Genomic DNA, 22783 nt, shown 5'->3' with positions numbered 1-22783 from the left:
GAGAAGAGACACGCCTCATCGGCCCTGCTGGGGACCGCTGTGGCATAAACCGTCTCCACGATTTCAGGGGATTGACACGAGCAGCTGCTACCGGAAGATCGCAGAGTCTGGCCCCAGCCGGGACGACATCGTTGAGAACGATCTTCCTGGTGGAGGTCTACCTCGCGTCACCTTGTCCGAAGGGCAGGATTTCCAGTCGCTGCGCTGCGGAACCTGAAGTAAGCGCTGATCGGCGGGCCTCGAATAATTTCGACCGAAAAAGCAGTCTCATCACAGGGAGGAAGTTGGCCCTAACTAGGCAAACTCGCTGATCTAGCGAGCAATCAGCAAGCGATGAAGCTCCCACATCTTCTGAAAACGCAAGAGGCTCTGACCTATTAACGCAGGTCAGAGCCTTGTGGTGGGCACTACTGGGTTCGGACCAGTGACATCTCGCTTGTAGGGCGATCCGAGCAGGAGCGCAACCAGGGTCAATACGGGGCCTGACCTGGGCGTACGGTCCACGACCGTCCACCGTTGTCCGGCCCCGTCCGGCGTCGTTGTCACCCAGTTGGTCACTCAAGTACGACACGCGGCCAGACGGCGCGGCAGCAACGCGAACGCCCGCAAGGAGAGAAGAACACGGGAACCACGGCATCCATCATGGACACGATCACCCAGTACGGCGACCGCGAGGCGTGTCAAGCACCATGGCCGAGTCGCCGAAGTCGGCCACAATCTTGAGCTGACCTCCGAGCGCCGTTACGTAAGCGGCCAGGGTGGCCACTTCGCTGATCACTCCGCTCTCGATCTGTGAGATGCGGGCCTGTGACACGCCCATCGCCTGAGCGACATCCTCCTGCCGCAGGCCAAGCTTGCGTCTGGCTTCAGCGAGTTGGTAGGCGCGCTGGCGAGCTACGAGCCCATCGCGGAGTTGGGCAACCTCCTGCTCATCGCTGGGCTGGACAAGCTCAGCACGCAGTTCCTCCCATGTCACCGCCTGATCGCTCATTGTTCCCTCTCTTTGAGGTACCGGGCAAAACGCACCTCTGCCGCTTTGATCGCCACGCCATACCAACCGCTCCAGTCGCCGGACTTGTCTCCGGCGACCAGGAACACTGCTTGACGCCAAGGGTCGAAAACGAAGAGCAGCCGCACTTCGCTCCGCCCGCCGGATCCAGGTCTCAGCTCCTTGAGGTTACGGATAGTCGACCCTTGAAGCGTGTCCACCAAGGGCCGCCCCAAACCGGGACCTTCCTCGGCGACCCGGTCCAAGGCCGCAGCGATCAGCAAGAGTGTTTGCCGATCCGCCTTCCGTAGCTCGTGAAGCCAGTCACGGACCTCTGGAACGATCACTATCTGCCAGTTCACTCCATCATAATAAATTTCTTATGTTGATCCAAGAGGAGCTTTGGCAACTCAGCGTATCGTCAACGTCACAAATCTTTAGGTATGGACCATGTGGATCAGGGGAAGAACCCGCTCGGAGTCGCCCACGGGGCCCGCTGACCCCAGGCGGCGACGCGATCGGAGTACTCTTCTCGTTCGATCACGATGCTTGCGGGTGCACCTTCGCCGTGTTCGCTCAGCCCGGTCTGGCCTAGCGCCCCCGTCGAGAACACCTCGCACCTCGTCGATCATCGCAACACGGTCATCACCGAAACTGCATATCGCGAGTAGATCTGCCCGGCGCACCTACAGGCGCGGAGGTGTTAGACGAAGCCTTCAGGAGTTAGTCACCCAGTAGTCACTCTCGCCCTGTGCTCAAGGCGAGAGAGAGGGGACATTTTGCCTGGTGGACACTACTAACTGGTGGGCACTACTGGGTTCGAACCAGTGACATCTCGCTTGTAAGGCGAGCGCTCTACCGCTGAGCTAAGCGCCCGGGGAATCCCGTTGGACAGACGGGATAACACTTTACGCCACCCGGGGGGACTTCAGTACATCGAGAGACCACGTGGTTCCCGCGTCGGTGAAGCCGGCCGCGCGCCAGCCGAGGAGGGCGGCGCCGAGCATTCCGGCGGACACGCCGAGGGCGGCGTGGCGCAGGGGTGGGGCCTGGCGGAAGGCGAGGCGTTGCTGGAGCCGTTCGGCCAAGGGGGCGGAGAGGAGGGTGCCCGCTTCGGCGAGGCCGCCGCCGAGAACGATGGCGGAGGGGTCGAGGAGAAGCGTGTAGGTGGCCAGGGCGAGAGAGAGCGCCTCGACCGCGTCTCCCCAGATCTCCGTGGCGAGCGGGTCACCGGAGGCGGTCAGGGCGGCGACCCGCTCAGCGGTTACCGAGACGGCGACGGGTGAGGTGCCGGTGGAGGGGGGAAGGGCAGGGGAAGAGGTGGCGCGGGTGGAGTAGCGGCGGGCCACGGCGGAGGCGGAGGCGTAGGTCTCCAGACAGCCGATCTGGCCGCAGGCGCACGCTTCGCCCTCCGGGAAGACCGGGATGTGGCCGATCTCGCCACCCCATCCCGCGCTCCCGCCGTACGGCTCGCCGTGCAGGATCGTGGCACCCGCGATACCGGTGCCGATGGGCAGGAACAGGAAGTCGGAGAGCTCGCGGCCCGCACCGAGGACGCTCTCGGCGAGACCACCGGTGCGGACGTCGTGCCCGAGCATGACGGGGACGTCCAGCGGGACGAGATCCGTCGCCGGGATGTCGCGCCAGCCGATGTTGGCGGAGTAGAGAGCCGCCTCGGCGGTGACCAGGCCGGGTACGGCGAGACCGACCCCCTCGGGAGTGCCACCTCCCGCGGCGGCGAGGTCGTCGATGAAGGACCGGATCGTCGCGATGACGGCCGCCGGCCCCCTGTCGCGCGGAGTGGCGCGCCGGTCGGTGCGGAGGATCTCGCCGGAACGGGTGACGAGGCCGCCCTTCATCGACGTTCCACCGACGTCAAGGGCAACAACGAAGGAGCTCATGCACCTATCCAGCGGGTCGAAGGGGCGGGACCGAGCCCGACACTAGCGCACGCCGGGCACGCCGGAATGGAGGGATCTCCCCCGTACGGGCGGGCAGGCGGGCGACCCCGGCGGGCCGTCCATCGCCCGGGGATCCGGGCCGTCCATCGCCCGGGGATCCGGGCCGCCCATCGCCCAGGGATCCGCCCCGTCTGACCGGGACACGCCCGTGCCCGATGCGCGCCCGGACGGCTCCGGGAACGGCCGGGCCGGGTGGGTCCTCAGGGGACCCGGCGCAGGACCCTGGCCAGGGCGGCCTCCACCTCGTCGGCCAGGCCGGGCGCGTAGGAGGCGGCCAGGCTGCCGTCGCCTCGCGCCGGACGTACCGAGCCGCAGGAGCGGCACTCCACCTCGCCCAACCGGCAGATGAGTGCGACGGAGCCGCACGAGGAGCACGTGTCGAGGTCGGCTTCGTGGGTGCGCCGGCAGTCCGGGCAGATCAGCACCTGTGTCTCGTCGCGCACCCCGCGCGTCCACGGACTGGCACCACGGATCGGGTCGGTCTGCCTGGCCCCGCAGGAGAAGCAGGGCATGATCGCCTCCGAGAGGTCGGACCGGCAGGCACCTCGCGAGCGGGCGTCCGCCGGATCACCGCTTAGGGAAGTTCGGCGAGCGCCTTGCGGTACTCGGCGACATCGCGGGCCCGCGAAACCGGGTTCACGACACGCCAGCGGACCACACCCTCGCCGTCGATGACGAAGGTCCCGCGTCCCGCGCAGCCCTTCTCGTCGTCGAATACACCGTATGCCCGCGCGACCTGTCCGTGCGGCCAGAAGTCGGAGAGCAGTGAGAAGGCGTAGCCTCGCTGATCCGCCCACGCGCGGTGAGCGAAGATTGAATCAACTGAAATCGTAAGAATTTTAATGTCTTCCGGCATGTCGGCGCCGAACTCGTCGCGGACGGCGTCAAGTTCGTTGCCGCAGACGCCGCTGAAGGCGAAAGGGTAGAAGATCAGCACGATCTTTTTGCCCCGATGCTCGGAAAGCTTGACCGGGGTGCCGTGCTGGTCCCTCAGCTCGAAGTCGGGAGCCTGGCCACCCACATCGATCGCCATGATCGGGGCTCCTTTCCTCGGCTGACGGCAGGCGTCATCATCCTGCCGTACGGCCCGCGTGAGCCGTACGGCAGGGCGGACCCTTAGCGGCGCGCCTTGGGCGTCGCCAGACGCGTCCCCGACCAGTCGGGAGCGGCACTGATGCTGCTGGTCTGCGAAAGACCCGCAGTGGTCGCGTCTTCCCCGATGTCGCTCGGCTCCACGTGCCCGTCCCGGCCGGCTTTGGGAGTGAGCAGCCAGATCTGGCCGCCGTCGGTGAGGTTGGTCACCACGCTGCTCAGGGCGTCGAACAGATCGCCGTCACCGTCACGCCACCAGAGCAGCACGACGTCGACGACGTCCTCGAAGTCTTCATCGACCAGCTCGTTACCGGTCAGCTCCTCGATGGAGTCGCGCAGATCGTCGTCGGTGTCCTCATCCCATCCGACCTCCTGCACCACCTGACCCGGCTTGAGGCCGAGTCGTTCGGCCAGGCCGCGTTCGCCCTGCGCCTGACCCGCGGTCGCGCTCACGTTTGTCCCTCCTGCTTGAATGGCCCCGCAATCACACGGTGCTCAGAGTGCTTCGGCACAGTCCACACGCTGTGACCCTCAGTCGTCAACGGTCGCCACGGCAACGACTGGGCTACGTATGAATTAGTCCGACAAAAATGACAAACGGACCTGGCGTTCCAGATTGTCGACGTTGAGATCCACCACGGCGATGGACTGCCAGGTTCCCAGCGCGAGCCGCCCGGAGAGAACCGGGACGGTGGCGTACGGCGGAATGAGGGCGGGCATGACATGCGACCGTCCATGCCCTCGTGATCCGTGCGCATGCCTCCATCTGTCGTCGGCCGGAAGCAGACCCTCCAGGGCCGCGAGCAGATCGTCGTCACTGCCTGAGCCCAGCTCCAGCAGCGCGACCCCCGCGGTCGCGTGGGGCACGAAGACGTTCAACAGGCCGTCGCCCCCACATGACCGGACGAAGCTCTCGCACTCGGAGGTGATGTCGTGCACCCGTTCCCGGGAACCCGTTACCACCTCGATCGTCTGAGATCTCACATACCGATCCTACGATCCATCGTGAGCTGCGATGACGACCGCACCCGGTCCTGGGGGCGACAGGTGGTCCTCGCCGCCGCCCGATCCCCTGCCGGCACGGCGGCAAGATCGCCGTGTCCGGTTCCCGGAATGTCCGCGCCTGGATCGTTCCTCCGACAGGAGAAAGCCGGGATGCGGTTTCGGGATGTCCCGGCCGGATGTGACATGTCGGGCCACAGGGTCCGACGACGGCCTCGTGCGCGCCGGCCACCGCCGATGCCGCGCCGGTCGTGGCGGTCGGCTCCGGTCGGCTCCGGTCGGCGAGGACTCGCCGGACAGGGGTCTCGCCGCGATCGAGGGCGACCCGGGCAGTGGTTCGCGGCCTTCCCGTCCCGGTGCCGGCCGCGGACCGCTCCCGGCCGGTGGGCGAATCGTTACCAGTTCGGCACGCGGCACCGCGGTCCGGGGCCCACCCCTGCCCTCATCCCCGCCCCCTCCTTGCCTCCTCCGCACTCCCTACGCGAGGAAAACCATGAGAAAACCAAAAGGAAGAGCCACGGGACGGCGAGCCCGATCCCGCCGCGGCCGATCTTCACCGGGAGCCGCGGCCGGCCTTCAACCGGAAGAGGTAACGGGAAAGTAGCGGGAAACAGGGCGAAAGCCGGTGCGGGAGGTGCCCGGAAGGGCACTTCAGGGGAGGATCGTACGTTGCGTACAAGTGAGGGTCTCGACCACGATGTCCGGGCATGTCGCGCGGCGGCGGGAGGGCACTCTCCGCTCCCCGGAGGGCCTCACGGAGCTCCCGCGAGGACCTCACGGAGTTCCCGGGAGGACCCTCGCAATGCTTCCCGGGGGACCTCACGGAGCTCCCTGGAGCCCCGGAGGACCTCACAGAACAGGCGGCAGGACAGGCGAGACAGCGGGTCCCGGATTCCCAGGGGTACGGGAACCTGTAAAAAAGGGGGAACCTCGATGTAACCTTTGGTGGTGATTCGTCCTACCATCGGTGGTCTAGGCCACTTTCGTATCACTGCCAGCAGGGATCTCCTGGTTACCGGTAAGTAGAGATGCACTTTCCGGGGTAAGCGACCAGGATGGAAGACGACCTACACCAGACAAAAGTCCATCCTCGGAAGGCGAGACCCAGTGGCTTCCGGACGCCAGCGTTTCTCGATCATCAGCGACGGCCTACCCAGCCAGCTTCCTGATGTCGACCCCAGCGAGACCCAGGAGTGGCTCGAGTCGCTCGACAACGTCATAAAGACGGAAGGTCGCACTCGGGCCCGTTATCTGATGCTCCGGCTCTTGGAGCGCGCCCGCGAACACCAGGTCGGGGTGCCCGGCCTGCGCAGCACCGACTACATCAACACCATCCCGCCGGAGCGCGAGCCCTGGTTCCCCGGCGACGAGTACGTCGAGCGCCGGATCCGCGCCTACACGCGCTGGAACGCGGCCGTGATGGTGACCCGGGCCAACGCCCGCACCAACGTCGGTGGGCACATCGCCACCTACGCCTCCGCCGCGTCCCTCTACGAGGTGGGTTTCAACCACTTCTTCCGCGGCAAGGATCACGGCGAGTCCGGCGACCAGGTCTTCTTCCAGGGCCACGCCGCGCCGGGCATCTACGCCCGCGCCTTCCTGGAGGGCCGCCTCAACGAGGGGCAGCTCGACGCCTTCCGGCAGGAGCTCTCGCACGGGTTCAAGGGCCTGCCCTCCTACCCCCACCCGCGCCTGATGCCCGACTTCTGGGAGTTCCCCACGGTCTCCATGGGTCTCGGCCCGATCGGGGCGATCTACCAGGCCCGGTTCAACCGCTACCTGCTGAACCGGAAGATCAAGGACACCAGCCGCAGCCACGTCTGGTGCTACCTCGGCGACGGCGAGATGGACGAGCCCGAGTCGCTCGGCGCGATCGGCCTGGCGGCCCGCGAGGAGCTCGACAACCTCACCTTCGTCATCAACTGCAACCTGCAGCGCCTCGACGGCCCGGTGCGCGGCAACGGAAAGATCATCCAGGAGCTGGAGTCCTACTTCAGGGGCGCCGGCTGGAACGTCATCAAGGTCGTCTGGGGCCGCGACTGGGACCCGCTGCTGGCGGCCGACGTCGACGGCGTGCTGGTCAACAAGATGAACACCGTCCCCGACGGCCAGTTCCAGACGTACTCCGTCGAGACCGGCGGATACATCCGCGAGAACTTCTTCGGTGACGACCCGCGCCTGCGCAAGATGGTCGAGCACCTGTCGGACGAGGACATCCGCAAGCTGTCGCGCGGCGGCCACGACTACCGCAAGGTGTACGCGGCCTACAAGGCGGCCCGCGAGCACGTCGGCCAGCCGACGGTCATCCTCGCCCAGACCATCAAGGGCTGGACCCTCGGCAAGGACTTCGAGGCGCGCAACGCGACGCACCAGATGAAGAAGATGTCGAAGGCCGACCTGAAGGAGTTCCGCGACCGGCTCTACCTGCCGATCCCCGACTCCGCCCTCGAGGGCGACCTCCCCCCGTACTTCCACCCGGGCGAGAACGACCCCGAGATCCAGTACATGAAGGAGCGGCGCGCGGCTCTGGGCGGTTTCCTGCCCAAGCGCGTGATGCGCGCCAAGCCGGTCACGCTTCCCGGCGACGCCGCGTACGCGCAGCTGAAGAAGGGCTCCGGCAAGCAGAACGTCGCCACCACCATGGCGTTCGTCCGCCTGCTCAAGGACCTCATGCGCGACAAGGAGATCGGCCACCGGTTCGTGCCGATCATCCCGGACGAGGCGCGCACCTTCGGTCTCGACGCGATCTTCCCGACGGCGAAGATCTACTCGCCGCACGGTCAGACGTACGAGGCGGTCGACCGCGAGCTGCTGCTGTCGTACAAGGAGTCGACCGAGGGTCAGATCCTGCACGAGGGCATCAGCGAGTCGGGCTCGATGGCCTCCACGATCGCGGTCGGCTCGTCGTACGCCACGCACGGCGAGCACATGATCCCGATCTACATCTTCTACTCGATGTTCGGCTGGCAGCGCACCGCCGACCAGATGTGGCAGCTCGCCGACCAGATGGGCCGGGGCTTCCTGCTCGGCGCCACCGCCGGCCGCACCACGCTGAACGGCGAGGGCCTGCAGCACGAGGACGGCCACACCCCGCTGATCGCCTCGACGAACCCGGCGGCGATCTCCTACGACCCGTCGTGGGGGTTCGAGGTGGCCCACATCATCAAGGACGGCCTGCGGAGGATGTACGGCGAGGAGCCGGAGAACGTCTTCTACTACCTGACCGTCTACAACGAGCCCTACCTCCAGCCCGCCGAGCCCGCGGACCTGGACGTGGCGGGCCTGCTCAAGGGCCTGTACAGGTTCGCCCCGGCTCCGTCCGTGTCCGGGCCGAAGGCCAACATCCTCTCGTCCGGCGTTGCCGGGCCGTGGGCCGTGGAGGCCCAGCGGATGCTGGCCGAGGACTGGGGCGTGGCGGCCGAGGTGTGGTCGGCCACCTCCTGGGCGGAGCTGCGCCGCGACGCGCTCGCCGCCGAGGAGCACAACATGCTCAACCCCGACGCCGAGAAGCGCGTGCCGTACGTCACGCAGGCGCTGTCGGGGGCACAGGGGCCGTTCGTGGGCGTGAGCGACTACATGCGGGCGGTCCAGGACCAGATCGCCCAGTGGGTTCCCGGTGACTGGAGCTCGCTCGGCACCGACGGCTTCGGCCTGTCGGACACCCGGTCGGCGCTGCGCCGCCACTTCCACGTGGACGCGGCCTCGATCACCCTGGCGGTGCTCACCCAGCTGGTCAACCGGGGCGAGCTCGACCAGGAGGTGCTGGGCGACGCCATCTCCATGTACCACCTGAAGAACGGCGTGACCGAGGCCGCGGGCGCCGAGAGCAACGACACCCAGTCCATGGGAGTTTGATCGTCCCCGGGCGGGTTCTCCTTTTCCATGGAGGGCCCGCCCGGTTAGTGTTAATCGCTCCCCCCGGCGAACGATTCCAGGGGAGAGCTGTTCCATGGCAAGAATCCTTAGAGTGGCCGCGACGGTCACGGCCCTGTCGACCGTGCTCTCCGCCTGCGGTGGCGGCTCCGGCGGGGACGGCGCCGGCGGAGGCGGGACCGTCGAGGGCGGTGCCGTCTCGGACACCTCCGGACCGGTCGCCACCCCGACGACGGCCACCCCCGCGGAGACGATCGCCTGGGGCCCGTGCACCGACATCAAGCGGCCCGGCGGTGCGACCCCCTCCAAGCAGGACCCCGCCCAGCAGTGCGGGAGGCTCAAGGTCCCGCTCGACTACGCCAGACCGGACGGCGAGTCCATCGAGATCGCCGTCATCCGCGTCAAGGCCACGGACCCCGGCAGGCGGATCGGCTCGCTGGTCTTCAACTTCGGCGGCCCCGGCGCCTCGGGCGTCGACACCATGAGCCAGGCCGCCAAGGCATTCACCACTCTGAACAGCCGCTACGACCTGGTCAGCTTCGACCCGCGCGGGGTCGGCCGCAGCGCCGGTGTCAGGTGCGGGGACAGCGCGGTGATAGAGCGGTTCACCGCGATGGACACCCTGCCCGCCAACGAGGCCGAGCGCGCCAGGAGCCGGGAGACCACCAAGGAGTTCGTGACGGCCTGCCAGCAGACCTCGGGCAGGCTGCTGCCCTACATCGGCACCGTGAACGCCGCCGCGGACATGGACCGCCTCCGCGCGGCCCTGGGCGAGAAGCAACTGGACTACTTCGGCATCTCGTACGGGACACAGCTCGGCGCGGTCTACGCGACCAGGTTCCCGAAGAACGTGGGCCGGTTCGTGCTGGACGCCCCGCTGGACCCGAGCGTCACCATGGCGACACGCACGATGGTCCAGACGAAGGGGTTCCAGAACGCCTACGAGGCCTTCCTGAAGGACTGCGTGAAGCAGCCCCGCGAGTGCGAGATCGGCAGTGACGCGACCATCGCCGACAAGAACGTCATGAAGCTCATGGACGAGCTGAACGACAAGCCGCTCAAGGTCGGCAAGCGTCTCCTGACGCAGGGGCTGGCGGGCACCGGCATCGCCGCCGCGCTGTACTCGAAGATGACCTGGCCGTTGCTGGACCAGGCGCTGAGCCAGGCGGCGAAGGGCGACGGGCGGATCCTGCTGGCGCTGTCCGACAGCTACAGCGGCCGCCAGCCCGACGGGAGCTACACGACGCTCATGAGCAGCTTCCCCGCGATCAGCTGCGCGGACACCGCGGAGCGGCCCACCCCCGAGCAGCTGAACGCGCTGGAGGACGAGACGCTGAAGGTCTCCCCGCTGTTCGGCGGCGCGGGAATGGGCCTGATCTGCTCGATGTGGCCGGTCCCCGGCAACGACGAGGCCAGGCGGATCAACGCCACGGGCTCGGCGCCGATCCTGGTGGTCGGCGGCACCGGCGACCCCGCCACGCCGTACGAGTGGGCACCGAAGCTGACGGCGGAGCTCAGGACGGGCGTGCTGGTGACCTACAAGGGCGAGGGACACGGCGCCTACCTGTCCGGTGACACGTGCGTCAAGAAGGCGATCGACGCCTACCTGATCGACGGGAAGGTCCCGGGCAGGGGGGTCGTCTGCACCGGCTCGTGACGCGACTTCCCGGGAGACGCCCGGCGGATCCCCGCCGGGCCTCAGCAGATCTCCCTGCGGGACCGCTCGATCTCGAAACGGGCATGCCTCAGCAGATCTCCCTGTGGGACCGCTGGGTCTCGAAACGGGCGTACCTCAGCAGGTCTCCAGGCGCGGCCGCGCGGTCTCGAAGCGGAAGCCGACCCTGCCCAGGTGCTCTTCGAGCAGGCGCTCCATGGTCCCGTCCGCGTACATCGAGGTGATCACCTCGTTGATCTTCCGGCACGCCACGGGGTCTCCGGACCTGAGCGCGACGCCGTACCTCTCGGTGGTGAGCCTGAGCCCGGCGATCTCGACCTTGACGTCGCACAGCCGGGCGCCGAAGCCGGCGATCAGCAGGTCGTCGCCGACCATGGCGTCGGCGCTGCCGTCGGCCACCTGGGACGCGCACTGCGCGGGGTCGGGCCCCCGTACGTCGACGAAGTCGACGCCCCTCTCGCGGATCATCGTGCCCGTGGTCTGGCCCGGTGACAGGCAGATCCTCTTGCCGCGCAGGTCCTTCAGCGTGTCGATCCTCTCGCTGGCGCGGGCGAGCACGTCGCGGTGGGCGATGCCCGCGTGGTGGATCGCGGTCAGGGCGGTGGCGGTGCCGACGGCGAGGCGTTCGAGCGCCTCCCCTGCCAGTGGCCCGTCGCGTTCGACGATCTCGCGCAGCGAGGGGCCCTCGATCAGCTCGCTCGCGATGTAGGGCGCCTCGCCGTCGAGGTCGGCGGCGAGCACCCGGGCGGTACAGAAGGCGTCCACCTTGCGGGCCGCCGCCAGCTCGCGGGCGAAGCGGGAGCGCGCGTGGGTCTCCTCGGTGAAGCGCACGTGCAGCAGCTTGACGGCGGCGATCACCCTCCTCCACCGGACGGCGGACGTAAAGGCGAGTTAAGCGAATTCGCTTAAGGAATGTTTAACAGGGTCTTCGCTATACCTGTTCCCATACGAAGGGAATGGCGATGAACAAATACGTGACAGCGGCGGCGCTCATCTCTTTGGCGACGCTGGCCGGGTGCGGGCAGGCGGAGGGCGCGAAGGTCGCCTCCGCAGGGGAAACGGCCGCCTCGGCCGCCCCCTCCGCGTCGTCTTCCGCGTCGTCGCAGGCCGACGGGCTGAAATTCGCCCAGTGCATGCGGGAGAACGGGGTCGACATGCCCGATCCGGAACCGGGCGGTGGCAACGTGATGCTGCGTGGCAAAACCGATGACGCGACCCTGAAAAAAGCGTCGGATGCCTGCCGGAAATACAATCCGATCGGTTCCGGAAAGAAAATGCTGAACGACCCGAAGACCCAGGACGCCCTCCTGAGGTTCGCCCGGTGCATGCGGGAGAACGGGGTCGACATGTTGGACCCCGACTTCTCGGGGGGGCCGGTCCGCATAGGGGGCGAGGGGATGGACCCGCAGTCGCCGCGGACGAGGAAGGCGATCGACGCCTGCCAGGAGCACCTGCCCGGCGGTCTCGGGAGGCGGCCGTGAGGCGGGGCGGGGTCCTGGCCGGGACGGCCGCGGCGGTCCTCCTCGGCGCGGGAGGCGTGACGGCGGTCGCGCTGACCGGCCAGGACGGGGCCCCGGCCGCCGCCTCTGCGGCCCCGGCGCCGGTGGCCGAGATCACCCGCTCGGATCTGGTGGACACCAAGGCGGTGGACGGCATGCTCGGCTACGCGGGCCGCAGAGAGCTGCCCAACCACGCCCCCGGAACGGTGACCCGGGTCAAGAAGGCGGGCGCCGTCGTGCGCCGGGGCGGCTGGCTCTACCGGGTGGACGGCAGACCGGTGATCCTCATGTACGGCGACATCCCGATATACCGAACTTTGTCCTCCGGGACCGGCGGCAAGGACGTCGAGCAGCTGGAACGCAACCTCAAAACCCTCGGCCACGACCCCGGGACCGTCGACGGAGACTTCTCCTGGCGGACCGAGCGGGCCGTACGGGAGTGGCAGGAGGAGGCGGGCCTGGCCGAGACCGGCACGGTCGGCGCGGCGCAGGTCGTGGTCGCCTCGGGCCCGGTCAGGATCGCCGAGGTGGTCGCGGAGGCCGGGACCGCGGCCGGCCGGTCCGTGGTGACCACGACGAGCACCCGCAGGGTCGTCCACGTCGACCTCGACTCCGGCGACCAGCGGCTCGCCAGGATCGGCGCCCGGGTGACGGTGGAGCTGCCGGGCGGCGGCGAGGGCAGGGGCCGGATCACCTCGGTCGGCACGGTCGCCGAGCCCGTGCGACAGAACGGGCAGCCGACCGGCGAGTCCACCGTCGACCTCGACGTCACCCTGGACGACCCCGGCGACCTCGGCCGCCTCGACCAGGCCCCCGTGACGGTGAACCTCCGCAGCGAGCGGCGCGCGGACGTGCTGTCGGTACCGGTCGAGGCCCTGCTCGCCCTGCGCGAGGGCGGGTACGGCCTGCGCCTGGCGGGTGGCAGGATCGTCCCGGTCGAGACCGGTCTGTTCGCGGCGGGCCGCGTCGAGGTCTCGGGGAGCGGTCTCGCCGAGGGCATGAAGGCCGAGGTCCCGCGGTCATGAGCCGGAACCCCGAACGACCGCCTCTCCCCGCCGCACAGGATCCGGCCTCCCGGAACCCCGCCGCACAGGACCGGGCGGCACAGGACCGAGCGGCACAGGACCCCGTCTCACAGAGCCCCGCCTCCCGGAACCCCGCCGTGCGGGCCGGGCGACGGCCGGTGATCGAGCTGTCGGGGGCGGAGAAGAGCTACCCGGGCGGGGTGCGCGCCCTGCGGGGTGTGGACCTGCGCGTGGACGCGGGCGAACTCGTCGCCATCGTCGGCCCTTCGGGGTCGGGAAAGTCCACCATGCTCCACCTGATCGGCACTCTCGACCGTCCCTCGGCCGGGACCGTCCGCATCGCCGGGCACGACGCCGGAACGCTTCCCGACAGGGAGCTGTCCGCGCTGCGCGCCCGGCACATCGGCTTCGTCTTCCAGCGGTTCCACCTGGCCGCCGGGGTCAGCGCGCTCGACAACGTCGCCGACGGGATGCTGTACGGCGGCACCCCGCGCCGGGAACGGCGGGAACGGGCCGCCGAAGCGCTCGGGCGCGTCGGTCTCGGGCACCGGCTGGCCCACCGGCCGCACGAGCTGTCCGGTGGCGAGTGCCAGCGGGTCGCGGTGGCCAGGGCGGTGGCCGGAGGACCGTCGCTGCTGCTGGCCGACGAGCCGACGGGAAACCTCGACACCTCCTCCGGCCAGGGCGTGCTGGCGATCCTGCGCGAGCTCAACGCCTCCGGCACCACCGTGGCGATCATCACCCACGACGAGGAGGTGGCCGCCGCCGCACCGCGCCGCGTCAGGCTGCGCGACGGCGTGATCGTCGCCGACGAGAGGTCTCCCGGCGTGACCCGCGCGGGAAGCACGGGAAGCACGGGAAGCACGGGAAGCACGGGAGGCACGACATGAGCGCCGAAACCAGGCGTGACCTGGCGCCGGGGCGGCTCGGCTGGGCGGACCTGCTGCGGGTGGGGGCGTCCGGGCTGCGGACCCGGCCGGGACGGGTGGTGCTGTCGGCGCTCGGCATCGCGCTCGGCGTCGCCACCATGGTCTCGGTCGTCGGGATCTCCTCCTCCAGCAAGGCCAGGCTCCTCGACGAGCTCGACCGGCTCGGTACGAACCTGCTCACCGTCACCCCCGGCCGGACCCTCTTCGGCGACACGGCCACGCTGCCCGAGAGGTCGGTCGCCATGGCCGCCGGGATCGGCCCCGTGACGAGCGCGAGCGCCACGGGCGACACCGGCGAGAGCGTACGGCGGACCGCCGCGATCCCCCGGGAGCACACCGGCGGGATCGCCGTCCGGGCGGCCTCGCCGGACCTGCCGGCCACGCTCCAGACCCGGGTCGAGCGAGGCGCCTGGCTCAACCGGGCGACGGCGGAGCAGCGGGCGGTGGTGCTCGGAGCGGTGGCGGCCTCGCGGCTGGGCCTGCGGGACGTAGGCGACCAGGTCTGGATCGGCAGGCAGTGGTGGACGGTCGTCGGCGTGCTGGCTCCCTCGCCGCTCGCCCCGGAGATCGACCGGTCCGTACTGACCGGTTTCGAGGCCGCCCGCACCCACCTGGGCTTCGACGGCCACCCGACCACGCTCTACACCCGCTCGGCCGACGAGGCCGTCGGCGACGTACGGGAGGTGCTGCCCAGGACCGTCAACCCGGAGAACCCCGAGGAGGTGGAGGTCAGCCGGCCGTCCGACGCGCTGGTGGCCAGGGCGGCGGCCGACGGGGCTCTCACCGGCCTGCTGCTCGGCCTCGGCGGGGTGGCGCTGCTGGTCGGCGGGGTGGGCGTGGCCAACACCATGGTCATCTCGGTACTGGAGCGCCGGGGGGAGATCGGCCTGCGGCGCTCGCTCGGCGCCACCAGGGGCCAGGTGCGCGCCCAGTTCCTGGCCGAGTCGCTGCTGCTGTCCGGCGCGGGCGGCGCCGCGGGGGCGGTGCTGGGGACGCTGGTGACGGTCGGGTACGCGGCCGTGGGCGACCTGCCCGCCGTGGTTCCCCTCTGGGCCCTGGCGGGCGGTGCCGGGGCGACCTTGCTGGTCGGGACCGTCGCGGGGATCTACCCCGCGATGCGCGCGGCGCGCATGTCGCCGACCCTCGCCCTCAGTACCGCCTGAACGCCGCGCCCCTCCCCCGCGCCCCTCCCTCGGCGCCGCTTGCCCGGGGGAGGGAGCCGGGGACGGGCAGGTACGACCGGCGCGGGCCGGGGACCCTTTATCCGGTGTTTAGCCATGGAAAAGCAGGATGACACCCATGCGAGTGCTCATTGCGGAGGACGAGCGGGTGCTCGCCGACATCGTGGCGACCGGCCTGCGCCGGGAGACCATGGCCGTGGACGTCGTCTACGACGGCGACGCGGCGCTGGAGCGGGCGGCGGTCAACGACTACGACGTGATCGTGCTGGACCGGGACCTGCCGGTGCTGCACGGGGACGAGGTCTGCCGCCGCCTCGTGGCCGGCCGGATCCCCGCCAGGATCATCATGCTGACCGCCGCCGGCGACCTGCGCTCGAAGGTCGAGGGCCTGTCGATCGGCGCCGACGACTACCTCACCAAACCCTTCGACTTCCCCGAACTGGTCGCCCGGCTGCGCGCGCTGGCCCGCCGGTCTCCCCAGTCGGTGCCGCCGGTGCTGAGCAGGGCGGGCATCACCCTGGACCCCGGCCGCCGCGAGGTCTTCCGCGACGGCCGGTACGTGGCGCTGAGCCCCAAGGAGTTCGCGGTGCTGGAAATCCTGATGCGCGCCGACGGCGGCCTGGTCAGCGCCGAGGACCTCCTGGAGAAGGCATGGGACGAGAACATCAGCTACTTCACCAACTCGGTCAGGGTCACCGTGATGACCCTGCGCAAGAAGCTCGGCGCCCCGCCGGTGGTGGAGACGGTGACCGGGTCGGGATACCGGCTTTGACCTCGCGGCGCGTCTCGGTGCGGCTGCGCCTGACCCTGGTCTACGGCAGCCTGTTCTTCGGGGTGGGGGTCGTGCTCGTCGGGGTCAACTACCTGTTCGTGCGGGACGTGCTCTCCCGGCCCTCGAAGATGACCATCCAGGGGGTCCCGGAGGCGCTGGCAGCCCTGAAACCGTCGGCGCAGCCGTCCGTCATGATGTCGGTGCCCAAGGACACGCTCTTCCTGCGGGCCGTCAGCGACGCGCGGGCCCAGTACCGCGAGGACGTGATGGGGTCGATGCTCCAGTGGTCCCTGCTGGCGGTCGCCATCGTCGGGGTGGCCGGGCTGGGGATCGGCTGGATCGTGGCCCGCCGGGCGATGGCCCCGCTGCAGACGATGACCGAGGCGGCCCGCCGCCTGTCGGAGAGCACCCTGCACGAGCGGATCGCCCTGGGAGGCCCCCGCGACGAGATCCGGGACCTGGCCGACACCTTCGACTCCATGCTGGAACGCCTCAGCCGCGCCTTCGACAGCCAGCGCAGGTTCGTCGCCAACGCCTCCCACGAGCTGCGCACCCCCCTGGCGATCAACCGGGCGCTGCTCCAGGTCTCCATGACCGACCCCGAGCTGCCCCGGCAGGTCAGGACGGTCGGTACCGAGCTGCTGAACGCCAACGCCCGCCAGGAGCGGCTGATCGAGGGTCTGCTCCTGCTGGCGCAGAGCGAGCGCGAGCCGGCGGAACGCCTGCCCGTGGACCTCGCCGAGCTCGCGGCGAGCGCGATGGCCTCGGTTCCCGAGACGACCGCCGACCTGCGCCCGGCCCCGGCGGAGGGTGACCCGGTGCTCCTGGAGCGGATGATCGGCAACCTGCTGGACAACGCCGTGAAGTACAACGACGAGCGCGCCCTGGTCCTCCTGCGCACCCGCAGCGACCGCTGGGGAAGCGTCGTCACCGTGGAGAACACCGGCCGCGTCGTCCCCGCGGGCCGGGTCGAGGACCTCTTCGAGCCGTTCCGCCGCCTCGACCACGACCGCACCGGCTCGGCCGGGGGCGCCGGTCTCGGCCTGTCCATCGTCCGCGCGATCGCCCAGGCCCACCGCGGCTCCGCCGAGGCCCGTCCCCGTCCCGGCGGGGGGCTGGTGGTCACCGTACGGCTGTGAGCCCGGACCCCGGCGATTTCCCGCGAAAGATCCGGATGACGGTTGAACAGACAAAACCACCTCGATAACCTGTGGCGACTTATCTCATTGGAGCTCGATGGCCGCACGACCACAACACCCGATGGCCGCACCGCGGAACCCTTCGGGGAAAACGCCTCCCAAGTCCTCGGGTTTCAAGGCCTCCAAGGCGGTCACCATCACCGGGATCGGTGTCGTCTCCCTGCTCCTCATCGGCTACTGCTCCGCGCAGGAGGACTACGAGGAGGTGGGCGCCGAGTGCGTCGACCTCAACAGCCGCCAGCCGGACGGCACCTACGCGGTCGTGGACGAGGACTACTGCGACGACGACAGGCACTACTACGGGTCACGGGGCGCCTACGGCTGGTACTACGGTGGCATCAGGTCCGGCGCCCACATCAGGAAGGGCACCACCGTGCGTCCCTCCGACGTCCACATCACCACCCGTAAGGGCACGGTGATCCAGCGGGGCGGCTTCGGCGGGCGCGGCGGATCGGGCGGCGGAAGCTGATCCGGCCCGATGAGCAGCAGGTGAGCAGGAGATGAGACGCGAGACCTCGCTCCCCCGCGACGACTGGGAGAGCGTCATCGAGAGCCACGGCCTCGCCTACCACCGCTCGGCCCATCCTGCAGGCCTCGACCGCCCGTACTGGGACGAGACCGTCCAGTACGTCTTCTCCATGGACGAGGTCCTCGATCTGGAGAACCAGGTCGAGGAACTGCACAGGATGTGCCTGCACGCCGTGGAGCACGTCGTCGCCAAGGGCCGCTACACCGACTTCGCGATCCCCGAGTGGCTGGCCCCGGAGGTCGCCGCCTCCTGGGAGCGGAACGACCCGCACCTGTTCGGCCGTTTCGACCTGCGCTACGACGGGACCGGCCCCGCCAAGTTGCTGGAGTACAACGCCGACACCCCCACCAGCCTCCTGGAGAGCTCGGTGGTGCAGTGGTTCTGGCTGCGCGACCGCTACCCGGACGACGACCAGTGGAACTCCATCCACGAGCGGCTGATCGCCAGGTGGCAGCAAATCTCGACCGGCCTGCCCACCGGGCCCACGCACTTCGCCTGGACCAACATGGACGAGTCGGGCGAGGAGGTGATGACCCTCGCCTACCTGCAGGAGACCGCCGACCAGGCGGGGCTCAAGACCGTCGCGGTGGCCATGGAGGACATCGGCTGGGACGACCTCAACCTCCGCTTCGTCGACATGGAGCGCAGGGTGATCCGCTCGCTCTGCAAGCTGTACCCGTGGGAGTGGGCCGTCGCCGACCCGTTCGGGGCGCGGGCGGTGCGCCAGCAGGTCTCGACGACCTGGATCGAGCCGCTGTGGAAGATGCTGCTGTCCAACAAGGCGCTGCTCGCGGTGCTCTGGGAGCTGTACCCACAGCACCCGAACCTGCTGCCCGCCTACCTCGACGGTCCCCGCGACATGTCCTCGTACATCGTCAAGCCGCTACTCGGCCGCGAGGGCGCCAACATGCGGATCGTCACCCCCGGCGAGCACGTCGAGACCCCCGGCGGCTACGGCGCCGAGGGATACGTCTACCAGGAGTTCCAGGCGCTGCCCGTCTTCGAGGGCTGGCGCCCCGTGCTCGGCGCCTGGGTCGTCCACGACGAGGCGGCGGGTGTCGGCATCCGCGAGACCTCGGGGTTCATCACCGACGACACGTCGTCATTCGTCCCGCACCGCATCGAGCTCTGAGTCCCGGAAAGAGAAACGACACATGAGTCCCACCCCCGCGCCGCCCACGCCGCCCGCGCTGCCCGACGTGACGATCTCGCTCGCCGAGACCCTCGGGCGCGGCGCGCTCGCGATCGCCTCGTACGCCGCGCTCGGCGTGATCCTGCTGATCGTCGGCTTCTACGTGATCGACCTGGTCACCCCCGGCAAGCTCAGCAAGCTCATCAAGGAGGAGCGCAACCCCAACGCGACCCTGCTCACCGGCTCGGGGCTGGCGGCCGTCGGCCTGATCGTGGCGGCCTCCATCTGGTCCTCGGGCGGCGCCCTGCACGAGGGCCTGCTCGCGACGCTGGTCTTCGGCCTGGTCGGCATCGCCGTGCAGACCGTGGCGATGCTCGCGTTCGACAAGGTGGCCGGCATCTCGGTGCGCGAGCTGGTCACGGAGCCGGAGCTCCAGCCGGGCGCCCGGCTGCTCGCGGTCACCCACCTGGCGATCGGTCTGATCACCGCCGTCGCGGTCATCTGAGCCCCCGCACCGGCCGTCGGGCCGCGCCCACCCGTTCCGTACGTCCGCGCCCCTGCGGACGTACGGGGCCGGTTCGTGCAGGACGTACAAGACCGGGGAGCGCGCGCTGTCCGTGACCGCGGCTGGCGCATCTCGCGCGACCTGGCACTCTTAGTGGCGTGAGGGAGCGGAACGAGCGAGGGTTCAGCAACAGCGACGTCGTGACCGGGGAAGACGGGAGTGATCTCGACTCGGACCGGATCCGGGAGGACACCACCCGCCGGTTGGAGCGGGCCATGGGCACGCTGGGCACGGCCGCCATGTCCCGGATGGACGACCGGCTCATGTGGTTCCGTGCCCTGTCGGCCGAGGACAGATCCTGGGTCGGGCTGGTGGCCCAAGCCGGGATCGCCGCGTTCGTGGAGTGGTTCCAGCACGCCGGCGAGGGCCGCCCGACGCCCAGCATCGAGTTCTTCGGCACCGCGCCCAGGGAGCTGAAGCGGTCCATCTCGCTGCAGCAGACCGTCGACATCGTGCGGGTCGTGGTCGAGGTGGTCGAGGCGCAGACCGGGGATCTGGCCGCGCCCGGCGGGGAGGACCAGCTCCAGCAGGCTATGCTCCGCTACACCCGCGACGTCGCGTTCGCCGCCGCGCAGGTGTACGCGCGGGAGGCCGAGGCCCGCGGGGCATGGGACGCGCGGCTGGAGGCGCTGATCGTGGACGCCCTGGTCAGGGGCGAGGTCGACGACGGCCTGCACTCGTGGGCCGCCGCGCTCGGCTGGACCTCCGCCCCCGTCGTGGTGCTGGCCGGGCAGACCCCGGACGACGACCCGCAGGCGGTGATCGACGCGCTGCGCGACCGGGGCCGCAGGTCGGGCCTGGACATGCTGGCCGGGGTGCAGGGGGACCGGCTGATCGTGATCGTGGGCGGGGCGGACAGCGTCGCCGCGGCGGCCAGGCACGTGGTGCCGCGCTTCGGCCCCGGCCCGATCGTGATCGGGCCCGAGGTGGCCGACCTGCACTCGGCCGCCAGCTCGGCGCGGGCGGCGATGGCCGGGCTGCGGGCCGCCGCGGGGTGGCCGGACGCGCCCAGGCCGGTCCACGCCGAGGACCTGCTGGCCGAGCGGGCCATCGACGGCGACGGCGACGCCAGGGCGCAGCTGATCGAGAACGTCTACCTGCCGCTGATCGGTACGCCGCTCCTCGACACCCTCGCGACCTATCTGGAGCAGGGCACCTCCCTGGAGGCGACGGCCCGGCTGTTGTTCGTCCATCCGAACACGGTGCGCTACCGTCTTCGTAAGATCACGGAGTTGACCGGCTACCAGCCGACCGAGGGACGATCCGCCTTCACCCTCCAGGTGGGGCTGATTCTCGGGCGTCTGTCCGAAACGCCGCCGACCTAGAGCTCTTTACTTAACCTTTGCGAAACTCTCGCTGTAGCTTCCCTACAAAGAAGTGGGGACAAACTTCGTCTGGATCTCTATCCATGTAGTGAACCTCTACAGGGCAGGCTGGATTTTGTGCTCGTCATCGTCGCTCCGGGCCAGGGTGCCCAGACTCCAGGCTTTCTCAGTCCATGGCTCGAACTCCCGGGCGTGGCCGATCGGCTGACCGCTTGGTCGGAGCTCGCCGGCCTCGATCTGATCGCCTACGGAACCACCGCCGACGCGGACGAGATCCGTGACACCGCCGTCGCGCAGCCACTGCTCGTGGCCGCCGGCCTGGCGGTCGCCGAGGTCCTCGGGGCCTCTCCCGACATCGTCGCCGGGCACAGCGTGGGCGAGTTCACCGCCGCCGCCCTGGCCGGAGTGATCACCCCCGAGCAGGCCGTCGGCCTCGTCCGCGAGCGCGGCCAGGCCATGGCCAAGGCCGCGACGATCACCGAGACCGGCATGTCCGCCGTTCTCGGTGGCGTCGAGGAGGAGGTCCTCGCGGCCATCACCGACAAGGGGCTCACCCCCGCCAACATCAACGGCGCCGGGCAGATCGTGATCGGCGGCACGCTGGAGCAGCTGGCCGCGTTCAAGGCCGAGCCGCCCGCGCGGGCCCGGGTGATCGCGCTGTCGGTCGCCGGCGCGTTCCACACCGAGCACATGGCCTCCGCGGCGAGCCACCTGCGCGAGGCCACGGCGGGTATCACGCCGGCCGACCCTTCCGTCACGCTGCTGTCCAACAGCGACGGCGCGGCGGTCACGAGCGGCGCCGAGTTCATGGAGCGCCTGGTCACCCAGGTCGCCAACCCGGTGCGCTGGGACGCCTGCATGGCCACGATGGCCGAGCGCGGTGTCACCACGATGATCGAACTTGTCCCCGGCGGCACGCTCACCGGCCTGGCCAAGCGTGCTCTGCGCGGGGTGACGACCGTCGCCCTGAAGACCCCCGACGACCTGGAGGCCGCGCGAGCCGCCCTCGGGTCGCATGAGGAACGGTGATCGACGAATGAAGATCTCACAGGGCGCGCCGGGCGCGAGGATCCTGGCCTTCGGTCACTACCAGCCTTCCAACGTGGTCACCAACGACGACCTGTCGGCGACCATGGAGACCGACGACGCCTGGATCCAGAGCCGCGTCGGCATCAAGGAACGCCGGATCGCCCCGGACAGCGAGTCCGAGATCGACCTGGCCGTGCAGGCGGGCGGCAAGGCCCTCGCCGCGAGCGGCCTGGCGGCCTCCGACATCGACCTGGTGATCGTCGCCACCTGCACGCTGGAGACGCAGATCCCCAACGCCGCCGGCCGGGTGGCCACGCGGCTCGGTATCGACGCCCCCGGCGCGTTCGACGTCAACACCGCCTGCTCGGGCTTCTGCTACGCGCTCGCGGTCGCCAACGACGCGATCCGCGCGGGCTCGGCCACCCACGTGCTCGTCGTCGGCACCGAGAAGCTCTCCCAATGGATCGACTGGACCGACCGGGCCACCGCGGTGATCTTCGCCGACGGCGCGGGCGCCGCGGTCGTCGGCCCCTCCGACACGCCGGGGATCGGCCCCGTCGTGTGGGGCAGCGCCGGCGACAAGTTCGACGCGATCATCATCAAGGACCGCGACTCCTTCCTGCACCAGGAGGGCCAGACCGTGTTCCGCTGGGCGACCACCGCGCTTCACCCCATCGCCAAGGAGATCTGCGACCGTGCCGGGGTGGACCCGGCCGACCTCGCGGCCTTCGTGCCCCACCAGGCCAACCTCCGCATCATCGAGGCGATCGCCCGCAGGCTCGGCGCGGACAACGCCGTCGTCGCCAAGGACATCGTCCTGGCGGGCAACACCTCCGCCGCCTCGATCCCGCTGGCCCTGTCCCGGATGATCGAGCGCGGCGAGGTGCGGTCGGGCGGGCTCGCCCTGCTGCTGGGGTTCGGCGCGGGCCTGACCTACGCGGGCCAGGTCATCGAGATCCCCTAGAGCTTCCGCGCGGCCCCGCCGCACGGGAAACCAGAAGAAACCC

The 22783-nt window shown here is 69.7% G+C and carries 22 protein-coding genes and 1 tRNA gene; 14 read left to right on the top strand and 9 right to left on the bottom strand.

Annotated features, from left to right (window positions below; genetic code table 11):
* Nucleotides 1–652: 652 nt before the first annotated feature.
* From ACTOQ2_RS23205 to ACTOQ2_RS23170, 8 genes are all read right to left on the bottom strand, one after another.
* Nucleotides 653–991, bottom strand: coding sequence for a helix-turn-helix domain-containing protein (locus tag ACTOQ2_RS23205; RefSeq protein ID WP_386296029.1), 339 nt, complete (start codon nucleotides 989–991; stop codon nucleotides 653–655).
* Complete coding sequence (locus ACTOQ2_RS23200) at nucleotides 988–1350, bottom strand: type II toxin-antitoxin system RelE/ParE family toxin (RefSeq protein ID WP_440102079.1); 363 nt, start codon at nucleotides 1348–1350, stop codon at nucleotides 988–990. The genes ACTOQ2_RS23205 and ACTOQ2_RS23200 overlap by 4 nt, the downstream gene beginning before the upstream one ends.
* A 439-nt stretch (nucleotides 1351–1789) precedes the next feature.
* Nucleotides 1790–1864, bottom strand: a tRNA-Val gene (locus ACTOQ2_RS23195).
* A 32-nt stretch (nucleotides 1865–1896) separates the two neighbouring features.
* Nucleotides 1897–2889 carry an ROK family protein gene (locus tag ACTOQ2_RS23190; protein WP_440102077.1) on the bottom strand — a complete coding sequence of 331 codons (993 nt, stop codon included), beginning with the start codon at nucleotides 2887–2889 and terminating at the stop codon, nucleotides 1897–1899.
* 260 nt (nucleotides 2890–3149) lie between these two features.
* Entirely contained in the window at nucleotides 3150–3461 is a 312-nt protein-coding gene (locus tag ACTOQ2_RS23185) for a hypothetical protein (RefSeq protein ID WP_440085099.1), read from the bottom strand.
* A gap of 62 nt (nucleotides 3462–3523) precedes the next feature.
* Nucleotides 3524–3982: a peroxiredoxin gene (locus ACTOQ2_RS23180; RefSeq protein WP_440102075.1), complete on the bottom strand. Its 459-nt coding sequence runs from the start codon at nucleotides 3980–3982 to the stop codon at nucleotides 3524–3526.
* An 83-nt stretch (nucleotides 3983–4065) separates the two neighbouring features.
* Nucleotides 4066–4494, bottom strand: coding sequence for a DUF3052 domain-containing protein (locus ACTOQ2_RS23175; protein WP_329084203.1), 429 nt, complete (start codon nucleotides 4492–4494; stop codon nucleotides 4066–4068).
* Between the two features lie 123 nt (nucleotides 4495–4617).
* The gene (locus tag ACTOQ2_RS23170) at nucleotides 4618–5025 is read right to left on the bottom strand and encodes a secondary thiamine-phosphate synthase enzyme YjbQ (protein WP_329084204.1); all 408 of its coding nucleotides are present in this window, start codon (nucleotides 5023–5025) and stop codon (nucleotides 4618–4620) included.
* A 1125-nt stretch (nucleotides 5026–6150) separates the two neighbouring features.
* On the opposite strand from ACTOQ2_RS23170, the gene aceE reads away from it, so the two are divergent.
* Together aceE and ACTOQ2_RS23160 are read left to right on the top strand one after the other, a co-directional pair.
* A complete protein-coding gene (gene aceE / locus ACTOQ2_RS23165; RefSeq protein ID WP_440102073.1) occupies nucleotides 6151–8898 on the top strand; it encodes a pyruvate dehydrogenase (acetyl-transferring), homodimeric type in 2748 nt (915 codons plus the stop codon).
* A gap of 94 nt (nucleotides 8899–8992) precedes the next feature.
* Nucleotides 8993–10573 (top strand): alpha/beta hydrolase, encoded by a 1581-nt coding sequence (locus ACTOQ2_RS23160; RefSeq protein ID WP_440102071.1) that lies wholly within the window; start codon nucleotides 8993–8995, stop codon nucleotides 10571–10573.
* Between the two features lie 135 nt (nucleotides 10574–10708).
* Here the strand turns inward: ACTOQ2_RS23160 and ACTOQ2_RS23155 are convergent, their stop codons facing one another.
* Nucleotides 10709–11449 carry a hypothetical protein gene (locus ACTOQ2_RS23155; RefSeq protein ID WP_440102069.1) on the bottom strand — a complete coding sequence of 247 codons (741 nt, stop codon included), beginning with the start codon at nucleotides 11447–11449 and terminating at the stop codon, nucleotides 10709–10711.
* A gap of 104 nt (nucleotides 11450–11553) precedes the next feature.
* On the opposite strand from ACTOQ2_RS23155, the gene ACTOQ2_RS23150 reads away from it, so the two are divergent.
* From ACTOQ2_RS23150 to ACTOQ2_RS23095, 12 genes are all read left to right on the top strand, one after another.
* Nucleotides 11554–12072: a hypothetical protein gene (locus tag ACTOQ2_RS23150; RefSeq protein ID WP_440102067.1), complete on the top strand. Its 519-nt coding sequence runs from the start codon at nucleotides 11554–11556 to the stop codon at nucleotides 12070–12072.
* Nucleotides 12069–13115, top strand: a complete 1047-nt coding sequence (locus tag ACTOQ2_RS23145; RefSeq protein ID WP_440102065.1) for a peptidoglycan-binding protein — start codon at nucleotides 12069–12071, stop codon at nucleotides 13113–13115. Before ACTOQ2_RS23150 ends, ACTOQ2_RS23145 begins: the two co-directional genes overlap by 4 nt.
* A 137-nt stretch (nucleotides 13116–13252) precedes the next feature.
* Nucleotides 13253–14005, top strand: a complete 753-nt coding sequence (locus ACTOQ2_RS23140) for an ABC transporter ATP-binding protein (protein WP_440102063.1) — start codon at nucleotides 13253–13255, stop codon at nucleotides 14003–14005.
* Nucleotides 14002–15207 (top strand): ABC transporter permease, encoded by a 1206-nt coding sequence (locus ACTOQ2_RS23135; RefSeq protein ID WP_440102061.1) that lies wholly within the window; start codon nucleotides 14002–14004, stop codon nucleotides 15205–15207. The genes ACTOQ2_RS23140 and ACTOQ2_RS23135 overlap by 4 nt, the downstream gene beginning before the upstream one ends.
* 136 nt (nucleotides 15208–15343) lie before the next feature.
* Complete coding sequence (locus ACTOQ2_RS23130) at nucleotides 15344–15997, top strand: response regulator transcription factor (protein WP_440102059.1); 654 nt, start codon at nucleotides 15344–15346, stop codon at nucleotides 15995–15997.
* Nucleotides 15994–17136, top strand: a complete 1143-nt coding sequence (locus ACTOQ2_RS23125) for a sensor histidine kinase (RefSeq protein ID WP_440102057.1) — start codon at nucleotides 15994–15996, stop codon at nucleotides 17134–17136. Before ACTOQ2_RS23130 ends, ACTOQ2_RS23125 begins: the two co-directional genes overlap by 4 nt.
* 121 nt (nucleotides 17137–17257) lie before the next feature.
* Nucleotides 17258–17665 (top strand): hypothetical protein, encoded by a 408-nt coding sequence (locus ACTOQ2_RS23120; protein WP_440064610.1) that lies wholly within the window; start codon nucleotides 17258–17260, stop codon nucleotides 17663–17665.
* Between the two features lie 31 nt (nucleotides 17666–17696).
* Complete coding sequence (locus ACTOQ2_RS23115; RefSeq protein WP_440102056.1) at nucleotides 17697–18857, top strand: glutathionylspermidine synthase family protein; 1161 nt, start codon at nucleotides 17697–17699, stop codon at nucleotides 18855–18857.
* A gap of 22 nt (nucleotides 18858–18879) precedes the next feature.
* Nucleotides 18880–19362 (top strand): DUF350 domain-containing protein, encoded by a 483-nt coding sequence (locus ACTOQ2_RS23110; protein ID WP_440064613.1) that lies wholly within the window; start codon nucleotides 18880–18882, stop codon nucleotides 19360–19362.
* A gap of 275 nt (nucleotides 19363–19637) precedes the next feature.
* Nucleotides 19638–20747, top strand: coding sequence for a PucR family transcriptional regulator (locus tag ACTOQ2_RS23105; protein ID WP_362838531.1), 1110 nt, complete (start codon nucleotides 19638–19640; stop codon nucleotides 20745–20747).
* A gap of 117 nt (nucleotides 20748–20864) precedes the next feature.
* Complete coding sequence (locus ACTOQ2_RS23100) at nucleotides 20865–21776, top strand: ACP S-malonyltransferase (protein ID WP_440102054.1); 912 nt, start codon at nucleotides 20865–20867, stop codon at nucleotides 21774–21776.
* Nucleotides 21777–21783: 7 nt separating this feature from the next.
* A complete protein-coding gene (locus ACTOQ2_RS23095; RefSeq protein WP_440085114.1) occupies nucleotides 21784–22740 on the top strand; it encodes a beta-ketoacyl-ACP synthase III in 957 nt (318 codons plus the stop codon).
* The last annotated feature ends 43 nt before the right edge of the window (nucleotides 22741–22783 follow it).

The organism is Streptosporangium sp. H16 (assembly GCF_051918855.1).
GTDB lineage: Bacteria > Actinomycetota > Actinomycetes > Streptosporangiales > Streptosporangiaceae > Streptosporangium.
This window is presented reverse-complemented; position numbering and strand designations above follow the sequence as displayed.